The following is a 15,615-nucleotide window of genomic DNA, read 5'->3' as shown; positions in this document are numbered from 1 at the left end:
CCCGACAGCGACGGGATGGCCAACCGGACCACCCCGTGCTCCCCGCGCACGCGGGGATAGACCCCTCGCCTCGGTTGGGCTGATCAACCTGGGGCCGTGTTCCCTGCACAAGCGGGGCTGGCTCATCTGCGGGCTCCTCGTGTATCTGTGGGGTGGTTTTCCGGTTCGCGGTTCTAGGAGGGGGAGGTTGTCCGGCAGAATGGTGGTCATCGGTCTCGACTTGTCGGTCGTTCCGGTGGGCTCCGGAGGTTTATAAAGCGGAGATAACGGCCCGCAAAGCCGCAGGTCATCTTCTGTGAGCCCCGCGCACGCGGGGATGGACCGGCGTTCGGGGACCTCTCGATCCCCTGCCAGCAGTGAGCCCCGCGCACGCGGGGATGGACCAGGTGAGGTTTCGTTCTCCGAGGTGAGGGGGTGGTGAGCCCCGCGCACGCGGGGATGGACCGAACGGCTACGGAGGTCGACATGAACATCACCGGTGAGCCCCGCGCACGCGGGGATGGACCGAGTATTGGGGGGATATCGAACGCCTGGGAGTGGTGAGCCCCGCGCACGCGGGGATGGACCGCTATTCCCGATTCTGACCGATCCCGATCAGGGGTGAGCCCCGCGCACGCGGGGATGGACCGGTCTAGGAAGAACGCGAGAGGTTGACGCCCCGGTGAGCCCCGCGCACGCGGGGATGGACCGTGCGTGGAGGTGGGGACCTCCGCGGACGCGGCGTGAGCCCCGCGCACGCGGGGATGGACCTGCGGTGCACCATGTGTGGCGGACCGTGCTCAAGTGAGCCCCGCGCACGCGGGGATGGACCGTACGAGCGCGGCCCGCTCACGTTTCGGGCCGTGGTGAGCCCCGCGCACGCGGGGATGGACCGTCGCCGCTGCTCCCCCGCCGGTTGGGGCCGCCGTGAGCCCCGCGCACGCGGGGATGGACCGGCCAGCGGATCGAGTAGCCCCATACTGAATCCGTGAGCCCCGCGCGCTCGGATGGGTTCACCACGGTCGCTGCGGATCGGCCTGCGCCGGTCCACGGCGGGCGCCCGGCCGCGCGGTCAGTGGTCGGGATGGTCGGTGATCGTGCTGGTCGTCGTGCGGGCGTGTCCCGGCCCGGGGAACCGGCCCCTCGGCGGACCGCCCGAGCCCTTCGCCCGCCAGCTCTCTCCGAGAGCGGTCAGCCGGAAAGAAGGTAGGAACATGGGGCCCGCTGGGGCGGGAAGCGCTTCGCGCCGCCGGCCCGCATCCGCCCGTAGCCGACGAGGAGAGGACGAGCATGGACGGGGAACACCTGTGGAGGACGGCCCGGGAACGCGCCGAGAGCCTGCCCGCCACCGCCCTGGAGTACCCCTTCGGCCCCGACTGGGAGGTCTTCAAGGTCCAGGGCAGGGTGTTCATGCTGATGACCGAGGTGCCCGGCAAACCGGTCGTGATCCTCAAGTCCGACCCCGGCGACGCCGAAGCGCTGCGCCGAACCCACGCCGACATCACGCCGGGCTACCACATGAACAAGAGGCACTGGATCACGCTCGCCCCCGGCGGCTCGATCGACGAGAGGCTGGTGGAGGAGCTGGTGACCGACTCCTACCGGCTCGTGCTGGCCAACCTGCCCAAGGCCCGCCGGCCCGTCGCCCCCGCCGTCTTCGGCGAGCGGAGGTAGGACCTCGGCCGCGACCGAGGCCGGCGCCGGCGGGCGACACGGCGCAAGAGTGGCCGGACCCGGACAAGTGCCTGTTCGCCGATAGGTCGGACGTCCAGGAGGAAGGCGGGATAGGGTCTTTGCGCTCACCCTCGGTGACGTCGACGAGCGGATCGTGACCGCCGAGGCCGGATCCGACCGAACGGACCCGCGCCGCCGCACGTGCCGATCGTTCCGGGCGGCCACCGCGGTGAGCGCACAGGACCCCTGTCGGCGCGGCCCGTGGGATCACCGCGGACCCGCCGAGGACCCCGCCCTCACCCCGGACCCGTCCTCGGCTGCACGCCCCGCGCCCACCGGCCCGGAAGGCCGGCAACCGGGGGTCCGCCCCCGTCCGGCACCGGCTCGGGGAGGAAGACGAGAAGGAGCGCGTATGCACACCATGTCGACCGAGGAGTGGCACGAGTTCGTCACCCGCGGTACCCCCATCGGGAAGTTCGCGACGACCGGGGCCGACGGCACCCCGCACATCGCCCCCGTCTGGTACGTGTTCGACGGCAAGGACTTCCTGTTCACCACGGGCGGCGACACGGTGAAGGCCCGCAACCTCAAGCGCGTCCCGCGCGCGGCCATCTGCGTCGACGTCGAGACCCCGCCCTACTCCTACGTCGTGGCGCGCGGCGAGGTGACGCTGAGCGAGGACCCCGACGAGCTCCTCGAGGTCGCCACCCTCGCCGGCGCCAGGTACGCGGGCCCCGACAAGGCCGAGGAGTACGGCAGGCGCAACGGCGTACCCGGCGAGGTCGTCGTCCGTCTTCACCCCACCAAGGTCGTCGCCTACCGCGGCATCCCCGGTTAGCCGACCCGGGTGCCGGGCGGTGCCCGATGGGGCGCGCCGAGCGGGCGTCGCCCTCCGAGGGCGGTGCCCGCGTCCACCTGGCCGGTCTGTGCCGTCGGGGCCTCGGCAGCGGGGCCGGCCGGGAGCGCCCGCCGGCCCCGCTGCCCGGCCGGGCGTGCGGCCGCGCGGCGACCACCGGCTCCGATGGTCTCGCCCCCTGGCTCCTGATCGAGCGGAGCGGCCTGGTGCGCGAACCGTCGCCGGCCGCCCTTCCGCGGCGGTCGGACCGGGAAGGCCGTCCAGCCCGCCGGGCACGGGCGCGAGGCCGGCCGGGGCGTCCCGCTGGTCACCGGCGAGATCCACCGGTTCGACCGCGCTCGGTGGGACGGTCCCCGCCGTACGCGGAAGGAGGGCGCGGTCCCGCTCATCGGGGCGGCGGCCGGGACCCCGGCCGCGAAGCCGACGGTGCCCGCTCCCGCGCCGCCAGGTGTTCGCCCCCCACACCTGAGCGGCGGCGCCGGAAACACCGGCCGCGCGCGTCGGCCCCCGATGGGCCGCCGGTCGCCGCTCGACGCTGCCGCGCGCCATGGCCGGCGGTGACGGCCGCCACCTGCCCGGCAAGGCCGAACAGGTCCAGGTGCTCTCCGGCCGGGAGGTCCCGCTCGACGTCGCCGGGCTCACCGGATGGGCCCGGAAGCGGACACCGGTGCACGACAAGGCGCGGGAGGGCCGCCGCGCCCCTGCCCTGGCCGGCCGGGACGCCGGGACGGCGCGAAGGACCCGCTCCGCCTCGCGCGTCCGCCGCAAGGACGCCGGGACGGCCGGCCCCACACGGGACCGCGGGCCCGCGCCGCCCGGCCGTACCTCAGCGGAACTGGGCGACGAGCTGGAACATGATCTGGTGGGGGAGGCTGCGCGGGAGCATCTGGTTGACGGTGCCGGACACGTAGAGGTCCCGTTCCGGCACGTGGTAGAGCACGTTGCCGAAGGCGCCCGAGTGGCCGACCATCTCCGGGACCGGCGTGAACGGCGACAGCCAGCGGGGAAGTCTGAAACGCATGACCCCCATGCCGTAGTCGATGGGTTCGAGGCGGGAGAAAACCGGGTTCCAGCGCGCGGTCATCTCGGCCAGGTACCGCGCCGGGAACAGCTCGCCGCCGAAGAAGGCGCGGAGGAACCGCAGCTGGTCGGCCGACGTCGACACCACCGCGCCATCGGGCGGGAACGAGGCGATCGACTTCGGGATGCGCACCGGGTCGCCGCCGTGCAGGATCGTGGCGACCTCGTCGTAGCGGTCCAGCGTGCGCGGGGTGAACAGCCAGGTGGCGTCCAGGCCGAGCGGCTCGACGATCCGGTTCCGGAAGGCGTCCTCGAAGCCGCCGGAGGTGACCACCTCGATGACGCGGCCCAGCAGCTGGTAGTTGGTGTCGCAGTAGTGGGCCCTGCCCGGTGTCGAGGGGGCGAAGCGGCTCGGCATGGACCGCGCCATCTCGATGAAGTCCTCGAACGTCCAGGCGGCGTCCCGCTTGAGCATCTCCCCAAGGAAGGTCGTGCCGTCGGGACGTTCCTGTTCGAAGTAGTCCGGTATCCCCGACGTCTGCGTCAGCAGCTCGCGCACCGTGATCGCCGGGCCGTGGTCATGGCCGCCGTGCACGTTCAGCCCGCGCATCGTGTCCGCGCCGAGCAGCTCCGCCACACGTGTGTCGAGCGTCAGGGCGCCCTCGTCGCGGAGCTGCATGACCATCGCGACGGTGTACAGCTTGGTGATGCTGGCGATGAAGTACGGCCGCCCGGTGTCCCCGTGGCTCCAGGAGAACCCGGTGGAGGGCTGCTCGACCGCGAAGCTCATCATCGACACCGCCGGCCTGGCGGAGTGACGTGCCGCGACCCTGTCGAGCCTGGCCGAGAGGGGGGTCCTCATGACGTGATCCGTTCCAGTCGTCGTCGGGTGTCGTCGAGCCAGTCCAGCTCGGCCCTGGCCTGGGAGATGCCGTAGGAGAGCGTGGCCAGGCGGAGGACCCCCCCGAGATCGTCGGCCGAGCCGGCGGGGACGGCGATCGCCTCCAAGGCCGCCAGTTGTTCGCCCACCTCCCGCCAGCGGGTCTCCAGCAGCCCGCGGATCTCCTCCGGCGGCAACCGGTCGGCGAAGAACAGCCGGGCCAGGAAGGGGTCGCGTGTCGGTGGCGTCTTCAGGGGCGAGGTGAGCCACCTGTCGAGCTCGGCCAGCCCGAGGTCGGTCGGGCTGTGCAGGTGCAGGTTGGGCCGTTCCTCCTGCACCACGGTGCGGCGGGTGGCCAGACCGTCCTCCACCAGGCCGGCGAGCGTGCGGTACACCTGCGACTGGTCCGCGCTCCAGAAGTGGCCGACGCTCTCGTCGATGACCTTCTTCAGGTCGTAGCCGCTCATCGGCTGGATGGACAGGATCCCGAGGATGGCGTGTCGTAAGGACATGGATAGAGGATAGTGCACATATATGTGGTGTCCAATATGGGTGAGGGCGAATATGGCACTACCGATGCGGGCCTTGGAGACGTGAGGTCGCCTGAGGGGGAGAGAGGCGGCGAAGTCCCGGAACTCCTGAGGAGAGCGAGCGTCCCCTCTTCACCTTGGGCGAAGGGCGCGACCGGGGATGCCCGGTGGTGACATCCCGGTCCGGCGGGCCGGTGAGAGTGCCCCTGGCGCGCGAGGATGGTCTCCTTGGGCGAAGAGAGGCCCCGCGCTGGCTGCTTCCCGCCCCGGCGGGATCACCTCGACGAGGGCTCGATCGTCGAAGCCCGCGAGTCGTGCCCCCTGTACGTGTAGGGTTCCGCTCGGGCCGTTCCTCGCCTTAAGGATGGCTGCGGCCGGGAGTGGGGGTTCAGTCCTTCTTGCGAACTTCCAGGTTTACAAAGCGGAGATAACGGCCCGCAAAGCCGCAGGTCATCTTCTGTAAGCCCCGCGCACGCGGGGATGGACCGCCGGCACGCCGTGCGTGGACTGCGGCGTGCCGGTAAGCCCCGCGCACGCGGGGATGGACCGGAGTCCAGGCTGTAGATCTGGGAGGCTAGCACGTAAGCCCCGCGCACGCGGGGATGGACCGACGCGGCACTGTGCGCACGGCGCGCTCAGGTGGTAAGCCCCGCGCATGCGGGGATGGACCGCTGAGCTCGACTGGCTGACCACGCCGGGATTCGTAAGCCCCGCGCATGCGGGGATGGACCGTGGTGGCGGAACCGGTGCGGGTGGACTCCGTCGTAAGCCCCGCGCATGCGGGGATGGACCGTGGTGGCGGAACCGGTGCGGGTGGACTCCGTCGTAAGCCCCGCGCACGCGGGGATGGACCGCCCCAGCCAGCCCGGTCGCGGTCGGTTCCGCTGTAAGCCCCGCGCACGTGGGGATGGACCGGTATCTCGGCACGTCGGGGTACTGCTCTGCTGGTAAGCCCCGCGCACGCGGGGATCCGGGGGTTAATCAGCTCGCGGTCGGGGAGTGGTCTTTCGGCTCGGGCGGTGAATCAGATCATCGTCGCCAGGCTGACGTGGGATGTAGTGGAAGCCGTCCTTGGTTTCGGGGTCGTAGTGGATGACCGCGTCCTCCTCCTCCAGGAACGCCTTCCAGTTCTCCAGGCGCTTAGCCTCGTCCTTCGAGATTTTCGCGCCGGCACGCCGTCGCGCCTCCACCCGGAGCATCGCCACGGGGTAGGACCAGCGGTGCTCAGGAAGGACGTGCCACGGAATCAGGTCATCGTCTCGGACGATGCGCCGTTCCAGGCCTCGACGGCGCCGGAAATTCCCCCAGAGTGAGGGGACGGTCTCAATGTTGTACTTTCGTTTGTACTCCGCCACCATCCAGGCGTAAGTACGCCCTTCTTCGAACCATCTGATGACTTCCTGCTCGTCGACGATCTTCTTAGCCCCCAATGGACTCACCTTCTGGTTGATTTCCGCTACTGTTTCGCTTCACTATGTCATCGCCGAATCGGTAACACTGTGTCAGTGTCACGAACACGGTGTGCTCTCGGTGTTACCAAGGCGGCAATCATGCATGGGAAGGCGATGGAACTAACTATCACGGTTTGCGACGTGGACCGGCAGCCCGGTCGCGCGACCAAGCGCTACACCCTCCAGCGGGGCGAGCGGGAGGTGACCCTTGATCTCCGCGAAGAGCACGCCGGCCCCATCGAGGCCCTGCTCGACGGAGATTACAGCGAGGGTGGCCAGGGAGGACAGTCCAAGGAGGAACCCAAACGGCAGCCGGTGGCGAAGAAGGCGGCCGCGACCTCGCGACGCCGACGAGGCCCGAAAGTCGTGACGCTCGAAGAGATCGAGGCCAGCAAGAAGAGCTGAGAAGAATACAAAGAGAGCCCTGCTGGCACATAGGTGAGTGGGGCTTCTATGCGTCAGGGGCCGCCGAAATCGAAATCCTCGGGAGCGTCGTAACTCTCGGAGAGCCGCCCGTCTGCTTCGAGCAGCCGAAGGCTGCCAGATCTTGGACGGAAATGGCCAGCTCGAATACGGCAGCGTAGAACTATGCCGCCACCGAGACGGCGACACCAACGATCTCAGTCCCAGCTTCACTTTCGGGCGGACAAAGTGCGGCAGGTGTTGTGCGCGATGGGGACCTGGGGCTTCCTGTGTCGGCCCCCAGGGGAACCTCTCTTGCGGATAACCGCGCAGGTGAGCTGCGCGTGGGCGGTACCGGTCACCTTCTTGGCCGCCTTCACGCTGGAGTCGGCGCTTTTGCGGGTGGCCGGCGAGCCAGTAGAAGTCGCCGGCCCTCAGTTGCCGTTCAGGCCGGCCGGACCCGGCTCGTCAGTGAACCCGGCGTATCCGATGAGGCGTTGAACGGCGACAACGGCCTCACCCTTGTCGCTTTCCTTAGCGCCGATCAAGCCATCTCCTAGAGTCATAGGGAAGTGTCGCTAACAGCGCTTCCGTCAGCAGGCGTCCCATCCTGAACCTATTGGTAGAGAGGGCGCCGGAACATGATGTGGCGATGCGGTCACGGTGCCCGAGCTTGCGAAGGGGCGGCCGAGTTCCCTGTGCATGCGGGGCTGGTCCATCTGAGGGTTCCTCGTGCACATGTGTGGGGTGGTTTTCCGGTTCGCGGTTCTGGGAAGGGAGGCGTTCCGGCAGAATGGCTATCGCTGATGTCGGCTTGTCAGTCGTTCCGGTGGGCTCCGGAGGTTTATAAAGCGGAGATAACGGCCCGCAAAGCCGCAGGTCATCTTCTGTGAGCCCCGCGCACGCGGGGATGGACCGGCCTCGCCGCCAGCGGTGGCGTCTGGGCAGGAGTGAGCCCCGCGCACGCGGGGATGGACCGAAGACCGGACCGCGTGATGAGCGGACGCTTCTGTGAGCCCCGCGCACGCGGGGATGGACCGTTCGCGCACCAGGGGGTCCCGGCCGGCCAGCCGTGAGCCCCGCGCACGCGGGGATGGACCGAGCGCGCCGCGGCGCCGCGCCTCATGGCCGGTGTGAGCCCCGCGCACGCGGGGATGGACCGAGCGCGCCGCGGCGCCGCGCCTCATGGCCGGTGTGAGCCCCGCGCACGCGGGGATGGACCGAGGGCGGGGAGAGGACCGTGCACGGGTCCTGGGTGAGCCCCGCGCACGCGGGGATGGACCGGTCGTGCTCAACCGCAAGGGCATCCGCAACATGTGAGCCCCGCGCACGCGGGGATGGACCGTCAGTGGGCGGGGTGACGGTGACGTCCTGCACGTGAGCCCCGCGCACGCGGGGATGGACCAGCTCGGCGCCGTCCGGTTCGTCGACCACCGCAGTGAGCCCCGCGCACGCGGGGATGGACCGACCTTGAACGTTTCACGCTGCATCCCCGGGGTGTGAGCCCCGCGCACGCGGGGATGGACCGGCGGCGCGGCGTGACCGGGAGGACGGCGATGCGTGAGCCCCGCGCACGCGGGGATGGACCGGCGAAGGGCAGCACCTGTTCGAGGACGGTGCCGTGAGCCCCGCGCACGCGGGGATGGGCCGGTACCGACGGCACGACGGCACGACGGCGCGCAAGGGTGGGAAGGCGCCGATTCGGGCCGGTCAGCGGTGGCGCGTCGAGCGCGCGCACGCCTGGTGGAACGCACTCCACCGGCCTGCCCGCCGCCACGGGTGCCGTGCGACCGTCGTCGACGCCTTCCGCCCCCCGCGGACACGATCATCAGCGCCCTCGGCCTGGTCCGCCGGGCCTGGGCCACCCACCGCTGGGATGACCGCCCGAAGCGACGCCCGTGAGCCCCGGCCACCTGCCCGGACCCGTGCGCGCGGACGGTTCCCGCCGATCAGCGCCCCTGTCGTGGTTCAGTCGGCGCGGGCGTCGTAGGTCTCGCGGTTGGCGAGCACGTCGTCCATGTGCGCCTCGGCCCAGGACTTGAGGCCGCGCGTCATCTCGTACAGCGACAGGCCGAGATCGGTCAGCTCGTAGGAGACCGTGACGGGCACGGTCGGCACCACGGTGCGGGAGACCAGGCCGTCGCGCTCCAGGGAGCGCAGCGTCTGGGTGAGCATCTTCTGGCTGACGCCGGACAGCAGGCGTTGCAGCTCCGAGTAGCGCATCGCCCGGGGTTCGCCGGCGCAGTCGGCGCCGGGCTGCGCGCTGCCGCTGCCGAGCGCGGCCAAGATCAACGTGACCCACTTGCCGGAGATCCGGTCGAGCAGCTTGCGGCTGGGGCAGGCCGCCAGGAAGGCGTCGTACTCCGCCTTGGCCTGCGCCTTCTGCTGGGCCGCCGTCATCGTCGCCATGGAGCCTTCCTCTCACCCGCGGGTGCCCTACGCACTTCGAAGTGCCTACTTCCCATCAGGAAGCCACGCACCAATAGTGGTGCAAGGTGCCGTCAGGCACCAGCCCTTGGCTCGACACGAAAGGCACACCATGACCACCCCCTCCGTCTCGCTTCCCGGCGGCACCTGGTCCCTGGGCGACCTGACCGTCACCCGGTTCGGTTACGGCGCCATGCAGCTCGCCGGCCCCGGGGTCATGGGTCCGCCGGCCGACCGCGACGGCGCGCTCGCCGTCCTGCGCGAGGTCGTCGGTCTCGGCATCACCCACATCGACACCGCCGACGCCTATGGACCCCACATCACCAACCGGCTGATCCGCGAAGCGCTGCACCCCTACTCCGACTCGTTGCACATCGTGACCAAGGTCGGCGCGATCCGGGACGAGGAGGGAGGCTGGCCCCCGGCGCGCAGGCCCGACGAGCTGCGCCGGGCCGTCCAGGAGAACCTGGAGAACCTCGGCCTCGACACGCTGGACGTGGTCAACCTCCGGCTCGGCGACGCCCAGGGGCCCGTGCCCGGTTCGCTCGCGGAGGCGTTCGAGACGCTCGTCGACCTCCAGCGGCAGGGGCTGATCCGGCACCTCGGCGTGAGCAACGCGACAGCGGAGCAGGTCGCCGAGGCGCGTTCGATCGCACCGATCGTGTGCGTGCAGAACATGTACAACCTCGCCCATCGCCACGACGACGAGCTGATCGACGAACTCGCCGAGCAGGGCATCGCCTATGTGCCCTTCTTCCCCCTCGGCGGCTTCAGCCCGTTGCAGGCCTCGGCGCTCACGGCCGTGGCCACCCGGCTGGGCGCGTCGCCGATGTCGGTCGCTCTGGCCTGGCTGCTGCGGCGGTCGCCGAACATCCTGCTGATCCCCGGCACCTCGTCGGTGGCGCACCTGCGCGAGAACGTCACGGGCGCGGGGCTCTCGCTCTCCGACGACGATCTCGCAGAGCTGGACAAGATCGGCCGCTGACCCTCGCGGGGCCTCCCAGCGAGTGGGCCGGATCGGCCGGGGAGCGCTGGGGTGGCGGTGGCCGTGGACCGGCCCCACGGCGGACCGGCCGGCCACGCTGGAAGGACGGGCGCGGGTCTCCCCAGTGGTCACAGGGCGCCGCAGCCCCATGGTCACGGGGACCTGTGCCCGCCATGTCGCCGAGACCCTCGCCTGTCCGCGCGGACTTCACACCCCCGCGCGGGACGGACCGGGGCGGCCGGGTTCGGGCATGGCCGTTACGCCGCGGGTCCCGCGCGTCCGAGGACGGGCCGCGCCGATGGCGGAGGCGCGCTCCTACACCGCGCACCATGGCGAAAACGCTCTACCCGGTGGGTCTCCGCGGCCTCGCCCCCGAAGGCGTTCCCGCGCTCGTCACGGCACTCCAACGGGAGGGGTGGACGGTGCTCGTGCTGTCCACCCCGACCGGGACGCGCTTCCACGACCCCGACGAGCTGGAGAGGCTGACCGGCGAGCGGGTTCGGCTCGAGTACCGGATGCCCGGCACGGGCAGGAGCCTGCCGCCGTCCGACGCGGTGCTGGCCTGCCCGCTCACCTTCAACAGCACGAACAAGTTCGCCCAGGGCATCGCGGACTGCTTCGCGATCGGCCTGCTGTGCGAGATGGCCGGCCACGGGGTGCCCACCCTCGTCGTCCCGCACTGCGAACCCCAGCTCGCGAGCCACCCGGCCTTCCAGCGGAGCCTGGAGACGCTGTGCTCCATGCCCGCCGTCACCGTCCTGCACGACCCCGACGCCCCCGAGGAGCGGCGCATCCCGTCCTGGCGGGAGGTCGTCGCCACCCTCGCCGCGATCTCCTAGGAGTTCGGGTGGTCGCGCGCGTGGAGCGTGCCGGCGGACGCGGCATGCGGTGGGGACGAGGCCGCCCCGGACGCGGCGGCCTGCGCCGCCGGCCCGCCCTCAGGAGGAGACGGAGGGGTTGTTCCCGGGGATGCCGACCGGCCGGCCTCGGTGGCGTCACCGCCGTCGGACGGCCAGGCCGGGGCCGCCGGCCTGTGACCGGAAGCGGTCCGCTGGGCACGGCACGGTGGCCGTGTCACCGCTCGCCCCGCGACGGCCGCCGGGCGACGGTGGCCAGGGACACGGGCCGGCGTCTCGGACCCCGGCACGCGCCCCTGGCCCCGGCCGCTCCGGCCGGAGGTCCGGCCGTGGTGGGCCGAGCGTACGCCTCGATCCCGATCCCCGCCGGAACCGCGCGCCGGACGTGGCGGCGGCCGGCCGCGCCTCGCCGAAGACGCGGCGCGGGACCGGAGGACGGGATCCGCAGCCGCTCCGGACCGGCATCGGGTAGCACGCCCGCGCCACCTTGGCGAAGACGGCCCGCCTGGGCCGGCGCGGCCCCGGCATCGCTCGGGCAGCGCTCCGTTCGCCCCACCACGCTGCGACCGTCAGACGCGGCCGGGCCGTGGCGGACGTCCCGGACCCGTGGCCGCCCGGCCGTCCACTGCGGCACGGCGCCCACGCGCGGGCGGTCGCCCGCCGTCGCGCGCGGGACGCCACACCGATCCGCCCGGCGGGGCTGTGTCACTCCCGGACCGGCGTGCGGACGTCGCGGACGCCGGAGAGCGACCGGTAGTGGGCGCTGCGCGCCCCCAGGATGACGGCCGCCAAGAGGGTGGCCAGCGCGGACGCGACGAGCACGGCGCCCTTGGCGTTGGCCAGCAGCACCGCGTCGCCCGCGTAGGACAGCTCGCTGATCAGCAGCGAGACGGTGAACCCGATCCCGGCGAGCTGCGACATGCCGACGATGTCGATCCACTTCAGGGACGGGTTGAGCTCGGCCGGCGTCACCTTCGTCGTCAACCACGCCCCTCCAGCGATGCCCGCCAGCTTGCCGAGGACGAGGCCGGCGATGACGCCCAGCGCGACCGGCTCGGTGAACAGCCCCGCCGGGTCGCTGAACGCCACCCCGGCGGAGAACAACGCGAACAACGGCAGGGCCAGCCCCATCGCCCACGGGCGCAGAAGGTGCTCCATTCGGACACCGGGCGGCGCCGTCTCGCCGGGGTGGGTCCGCGTGCGCATGAGAAGGCCCATGGCGGCGCCCGCGATGGTGGCGTGGACACCGCTGGCGTGCGTCAGCGTCCAGATCGCGACCGCCAGCGGCACCCACACCACGGCCGACGCGAGGCCCGCCCGCGCCAGCGTGGAGGCCAGCGGCCCGACGCCTCGTTGCAGGTAGCCGAAGACGGCGAGCAGCAGCACGGCCCCGGCCAGGGGGAGCAGCGCGAGATGGTCGGTGTAGAACGCCGCGATGACCACGATCGCCACCAGGTCGTCGACGATCGCCAACGTCAGGAGGAAGGTCCGCAGCGCGGGAGGCAGGTGGCGGCCCACCACCGCGAGGATCGCCACCGCGAAGGCGATGTCGGTGGCCATCGGGATCCCCCACCCGCGCACGGCCCCGGCGTCACCCCAGGTGAGGGCGGTGAAGATCAGCGCGGGCACGGCCGCCCCGCACAGGGCGGCGACGATGGGCAGCATCGCCCGGCGCGGGTTGCGCAGCTCGCCGTGGGTGAACTCGTGCTTGAGCTCGTTGCCCACGATGAAGAAGAACACCACGAGCAGGCCATCGGCCGCCCACGCCTCCACCGGCAGGCGAAGGTGCAGCGACTCGGGGCCGAAGGTGAGACCGCGCAGGGCCTCGTAGGAGGCGGCCCAGGGCGAGTTGGCCCATACCAGGGCGATCACGGCGGCCCCGATCAGCAGGAAACCGCCCACGGTGTCGCGACGCAGGGCGTCGGCCAGACGGGACGTCATCGCCATCACCGCCCGTCCAGCGGCGTGACGGCGGAGAGGAAACGGGCGCGGGCCGTCGGACGGCCCGGCGACATGGAAGACATGGGGAGGAGACCTCACAGGCATCGGCCGCGCCACGGACATGCCGATAGCGTGGCGAGGCATGCGAGGCCAGGCCGTCGGCACGAGGGCGCGGGTGGGAAAGACGGGACGGACACCGTCCGGAAGAGGACGGTGTGGAGGAGAGGCCGCGTTACGCGGCTCGGCGCACGCGCCGTCCCGGCGGGCAGCCCGCGATCTCACCGTGGGCGTTGGTGCCCCAGGAGCTCAACCATCCGTTGGTGCCGGCGTGACGCAGCACGCCCTCGGGCCAGGTGGGAGCCCAGCGCGCCACAGCGGTCCCACGCAGGAACACGCGCGAGGACACGCGGAACCCGTGGCGGGAGCTGATGGCGGTGGTGAACACGCCATCACGCTACCAGCAGGCGAGCGGAGGGAGGCGCCCCCTCCCTATCGCGACGAGCGCGAGGCGGTGCCGAGCGGGTTCTTGAACCGTAGGAGAGGTCACGGGGCGAGACCGTTCCCCGGCCCGCCTCATTTCGTGATTTCGTGACGGAATGGCTGACAAGCCACGGGCCGGTCCGGTACGGCTGGTGTCCTCTTGCCTGTTCTGTTACCGGGTGCGAGTTTCGCCCTTTTCTTAAGAAGTGGTCGAAACCGAAGGTGGTCGCTGGTAACGTCCCAGGTCAATAAGGTGCTCCCCGCGCACGCGGGGATGGTCCCCCCCCGGGCGCGGCATGCTTCCCCCAGTGGAGTGGTGCTCCCCGCGCACGCGGGGATGGTCCCGCAAACGCGTTGGCGACGCCCACGTTAGACCGGTGCTCCCCGCGCACGCGGAGATGGTCCCCGGGGCTCTCCGGCGTGGCCGCAGGAACAGGTGTGCTCCCCGCGCACGCGGGGATGGCCCCTACACCGACGCTCACGGCTACTGCTGGCCAGGCTGCTCCCCGCTCATGCGGGGATGGTGCGCGGTCTGCGCGGTTGTGGTCCTCTCTGCGGGCCTTGTGTGGTGAGAGCGCCCGCGATTGTCCTGGTCGCCACTGTTCCAGAGCCTGCCCGTCCACCCGGCGCGCTCGCTGCCTGGGGCCAGGACTCCGAGATGGCCGCGCGTGGCTCCCGCACCGTCGCCACCGACGTTCCCGGTCTGGTTCCTGTGGCCCGCCCGGCCGGCCCTTGGCGGCGCGGCGCGAGCGAGAACGCCGTCGACGCGCGCTCTTGGACGTGCCGGGCTCCTTCGGCGGAAGGCGCTCCGGCAAGGGGCGCCGGATGACTCGGGGAACACGTGTCCGCGGGACTCTCTGTTGGCGTGTCCCCGGCGGTGCCCCGCGGAGCGGGAGTCCTGGCCGGGAGTGGCCCGGTAGAAGCCTGCCGGGCCGTCGGCCGCGACAGGTCTGTCCCTGGCCTGGGTGCCCGTCTCTGTCCCGTGGGCCGCGGCGACCGGCAGGAGGCCCCTTGCGTCGCCGACAGCGGGGATCGACCCGCACGGGCGCGTCCACGTCGCGGTGGCCGTCGGCGGCGAGGGCGGCGGATCGGCGGGCCGTCGGCCGTCAGGAGCGTCGCGGTCCTGGTGACCGTGCCGCTGACATGGGACCGCTCGATCACTGAAGGTCGGCCCGGGAAGGATCGGGGGCGGGCGCGGCATCGTCCGCCAACGGCCTGGCGGAGGCGGTGTTTTCCCAACGGCGCCGGCCTGCCGGTCCACAGCCGCCAGGCCGAACGGCCGACCACGCGCAACGCTCGGCTGGGAGGCCCTGGCCGAACGTCCCGCCAAGCCCCCTGACCCCAGCCGGTCGATCACCTGTGTCGCGACGGCCCCGGGAGACCACCGCTCCTGATGAGGGGCCTCTGCTGTGCTCCCAGCCCCCGGATGGGAGCCTGTCCGGAGCGCAGCGGTCGACGTTCCACGTGCGAAGGAGAGTTCTTCATGGTCGGTGGCCCACTCCGTTCCGATATCTGGGCGGCCCGCGAACGCATGACCCACCGGGTCGGATCCAACCGTGAGATCCGCAAGCTGGCCGAGAACCTGGAGGAGGGCGAGACGGTCACCCATCTGGCCAGTGGCGTGTACGAAGGGGGGACCGGGCTGGCGGCCCTCACCGACCGCCGCCTGCTGTTCGTCCGGGACGCGCTGACCGGCCGGGTCATGGAGATCTTCCCCTTCGAGGCGATCACCGCCGCGCAGTGGATGAGCGGGATCCTGCTCGGCAGGATCGTCGTGTTCGCGGCCGGGATCAAGAGCGAGATCATCCAGGTGCAGAAACCCGATGGCAAGGCGCTGGTGGACGCGCTGCACGCGGCCATGGCCCGAGAGCGGAGCACCGTCGCGCCCGTCCCGACGCCGCCGGCCCCAGGCACGCTGGCCGGGGTGTCGAGCTTCGACCTGTTGAAGGAGCTACGGGACCGCGGGGTGATCTCCCCCGAAGAGCTCGGCCTGATCGCGAACCGGTTGTGAGCGGACCGGCCGAGGCGGGACGCGGCGCGCGGTCGCGGTCCCGTCGGCGGGGACGCCGCCCGGTGGGTCGGGCCGCGCGGGTGAGGCGCGCGGGTGTGTCCCCGGCCGCGTGACCGCCGCCG

12 protein-coding genes and 4 CRISPR repeat arrays (1 of these 16 cut by a window edge) are annotated in these 15,615 nt (G+C 71.6%); of the genes, 6 read left to right on the top strand and 6 right to left on the bottom strand.

The window, feature by feature from the left end; genetic code table 11:
• A CRISPR array of direct repeats spans window positions 1-64; the repeat unit is 29 nt; it reaches 331 nt to the left of the window's first position.
• Window positions 65-294: 230 nt separating this feature from the next.
• Window positions 295-935: a CRISPR direct-repeat array (repeat unit 29 nt; unit sequence GTGAGCCCCGCGCACGCGGGGATGGACCG).
• 334 nt (window positions 936-1,269) lie between these two features.
• Together ACYVHU_RS22735 and ACYVHU_RS22730 are read left to right on the top strand one after the other, a co-directional pair.
• A complete protein-coding gene (locus ACYVHU_RS22735) occupies window positions 1,270-1,653 on the top strand; it encodes an MmcQ/YjbR family DNA-binding protein (RefSeq protein ID WP_498949463.1) in 384 nt (127 codons plus the stop codon).
• A gap of 412 nt (window positions 1,654-2,065) precedes the next feature.
• Window positions 2,066-2,491: a PPOX class F420-dependent oxidoreductase gene (locus ACYVHU_RS22730; RefSeq protein ID WP_078764214.1), complete on the top strand. Its 426-nt coding sequence runs from the start codon at window positions 2,066-2,068 to the stop codon at window positions 2,489-2,491.
• A gap of 844 nt (window positions 2,492-3,335) precedes the next feature.
• On the opposite strand, the gene ACYVHU_RS22725 is transcribed toward ACYVHU_RS22730, so the two are convergent.
• The 3 genes from ACYVHU_RS22725 to ACYVHU_RS22715 all read right to left on the bottom strand — a co-directional run bounded on the left by ACYVHU_RS22725 (window position 3,336) and on the right by ACYVHU_RS22715 (window position 6,369).
• A complete protein-coding gene (locus tag ACYVHU_RS22725; RefSeq protein ID WP_078764212.1) occupies window positions 3,336-4,391 on the bottom strand; it encodes a serine hydrolase domain-containing protein in 1,056 nt (351 codons plus the stop codon).
• Window positions 4,388-4,921, bottom strand: coding sequence for a PadR family transcriptional regulator (locus ACYVHU_RS22720; protein WP_498949462.1), 534 nt, complete (start codon window positions 4,919-4,921; stop codon window positions 4,388-4,390). The genes ACYVHU_RS22725 and ACYVHU_RS22720 overlap by 4 nt, the downstream gene beginning before the upstream one ends.
• A gap of 477 nt (window positions 4,922-5,398) precedes the next feature.
• Window positions 5,399-5,915: direct repeats of the CRISPR family, unit length 29 nt; unit sequence GTAAGCCCCGCGCACGCGGGGATGGACCG.
• Window position 5,916: 1 nt separating this feature from the next.
• Window positions 5,917-6,369: a hypothetical protein gene (locus tag ACYVHU_RS22715; RefSeq protein WP_078764252.1), complete on the bottom strand. Its 453-nt coding sequence runs from the start codon at window positions 6,367-6,369 to the stop codon at window positions 5,917-5,919.
• A gap of 135 nt (window positions 6,370-6,504) precedes the next feature.
• Here ACYVHU_RS22715 and ACYVHU_RS22710 point away from each other — a divergent pair, with 135 nt between their 5' ends.
• Entirely contained in the window at window positions 6,505-6,795 is a 291-nt protein-coding gene (locus tag ACYVHU_RS22710; RefSeq protein WP_144390361.1) for a hypothetical protein, read from the top strand.
• An 886-nt stretch (window positions 6,796-7,681) separates the two neighbouring features.
• Window positions 7,682-8,442: direct repeats of the CRISPR family, unit length 29 nt; unit sequence GTGAGCCCCGCGCACGCGGGGATGGACCG.
• Between the two features lie 318 nt (window positions 8,443-8,760).
• On the opposite strand, the gene ACYVHU_RS22705 is transcribed toward ACYVHU_RS22710, so the two are convergent.
• Window positions 8,761-9,201 (bottom strand): winged helix-turn-helix transcriptional regulator, encoded by a 441-nt coding sequence (locus ACYVHU_RS22705; protein WP_498949460.1) that lies wholly within the window; start codon window positions 9,199-9,201, stop codon window positions 8,761-8,763.
• Window positions 9,202-9,331: 130 nt separating this feature from the next.
• Here ACYVHU_RS22705 and ACYVHU_RS22700 point away from each other — a divergent pair, with 130 nt between their 5' ends.
• Together ACYVHU_RS22700 and ACYVHU_RS22695 are read left to right on the top strand one after the other, a co-directional pair.
• The gene (locus tag ACYVHU_RS22700; protein ID WP_498949459.1) at window positions 9,332-10,204 is read left to right on the top strand and encodes an aldo/keto reductase family oxidoreductase; all 873 of its coding nucleotides are present in this window, start codon (window positions 9,332-9,334) and stop codon (window positions 10,202-10,204) included.
• A gap of 329 nt (window positions 10,205-10,533) precedes the next feature.
• Window positions 10,534-11,043 (top strand): HFCD family protein, encoded by a 510-nt coding sequence (locus tag ACYVHU_RS22695; RefSeq protein ID WP_498949458.1) that lies wholly within the window; start codon window positions 10,534-10,536, stop codon window positions 11,041-11,043.
• 723 nt (window positions 11,044-11,766) lie between these two features.
• Here ACYVHU_RS22695 and nhaA read toward each other — a convergent pair.
• Window positions 11,767-13,002, bottom strand: coding sequence for a Na+/H+ antiporter NhaA (gene nhaA, locus ACYVHU_RS22690; RefSeq protein WP_498949456.1), 1,236 nt, complete (start codon window positions 13,000-13,002; stop codon window positions 11,767-11,769).
• 232 nt (window positions 13,003-13,234) lie between these two features.
• On the bottom strand, window positions 13,235-13,447 hold the full coding sequence (locus tag ACYVHU_RS22685) for a hypothetical protein (RefSeq protein WP_078764239.1): 213 nt from the start codon (window positions 13,445-13,447) through the stop codon (window positions 13,235-13,237).
• Window positions 13,448-14,965: 1,518 nt separating this feature from the next.
• Here ACYVHU_RS22685 and ACYVHU_RS22680 point away from each other — a divergent pair.
• The gene (locus ACYVHU_RS22680) at window positions 14,966-15,493 is read left to right on the top strand and encodes a PH domain-containing protein (RefSeq protein ID WP_498949455.1); all 528 of its coding nucleotides are present in this window, start codon (window positions 14,966-14,968) and stop codon (window positions 15,491-15,493) included.
• Window positions 15,494-15,615: the final 122 nt, after the last annotated feature.

This window comes from Marinactinospora endophytica (assembly GCF_054780875.1).
This window is presented reverse-complemented; position numbering and strand designations above follow the sequence as displayed.

Bases quoted from the DNA above. Each gene is read 5' to 3' on its own strand.
- ACYVHU_RS22735 (WP_498949463.1), top strand. From the start codon at position 1,270: ATGGACGGGGAACACCTGTGGAGGACGGCCCGGGAACGCGCCGAGAGC.
- ACYVHU_RS22695 (WP_498949458.1), top strand. From the start codon at position 10,534: ATGGCGAAAACGCTCTACCCGGTGGGTCTCCGCGGCCTCGCCCCCGAA.
- nhaA (WP_498949456.1), bottom strand. From the start codon at position 13,002: ATGACGTCCCGTCTGGCCGACGCCCTGCGTCGCGACACCGTGGGCGGT.
- ACYVHU_RS22700 (WP_498949459.1), top strand. From the start codon at position 9,332: ATGACCACCCCCTCCGTCTCGCTTCCCGGCGGCACCTGGTCCCTGGGC.
- ACYVHU_RS22680 (WP_498949455.1), top strand. From the start codon at position 14,966: ATGGTCGGTGGCCCACTCCGTTCCGATATCTGGGCGGCCCGCGAACGC.
- ACYVHU_RS22705 (WP_498949460.1), bottom strand. From the start codon at position 9,201: ATGGCGACGATGACGGCGGCCCAGCAGAAGGCGCAGGCCAAGGCGGAG.
- ACYVHU_RS22725 (WP_078764212.1), bottom strand. From the start codon at position 4,391: ATGAGGACCCCCCTCTCGGCCAGGCTCGACAGGGTCGCGGCACGTCAC.
- ACYVHU_RS22710 (WP_144390361.1), top strand. From the start codon at position 6,505: ATGGAACTAACTATCACGGTTTGCGACGTGGACCGGCAGCCCGGTCGC.
- ACYVHU_RS22720 (WP_498949462.1), bottom strand. From the start codon at position 4,921: ATGTCCTTACGACACGCCATCCTCGGGATCCTGTCCATCCAGCCGATG.
- ACYVHU_RS22730 (WP_078764214.1), top strand. From the start codon at position 2,066: ATGCACACCATGTCGACCGAGGAGTGGCACGAGTTCGTCACCCGCGGT.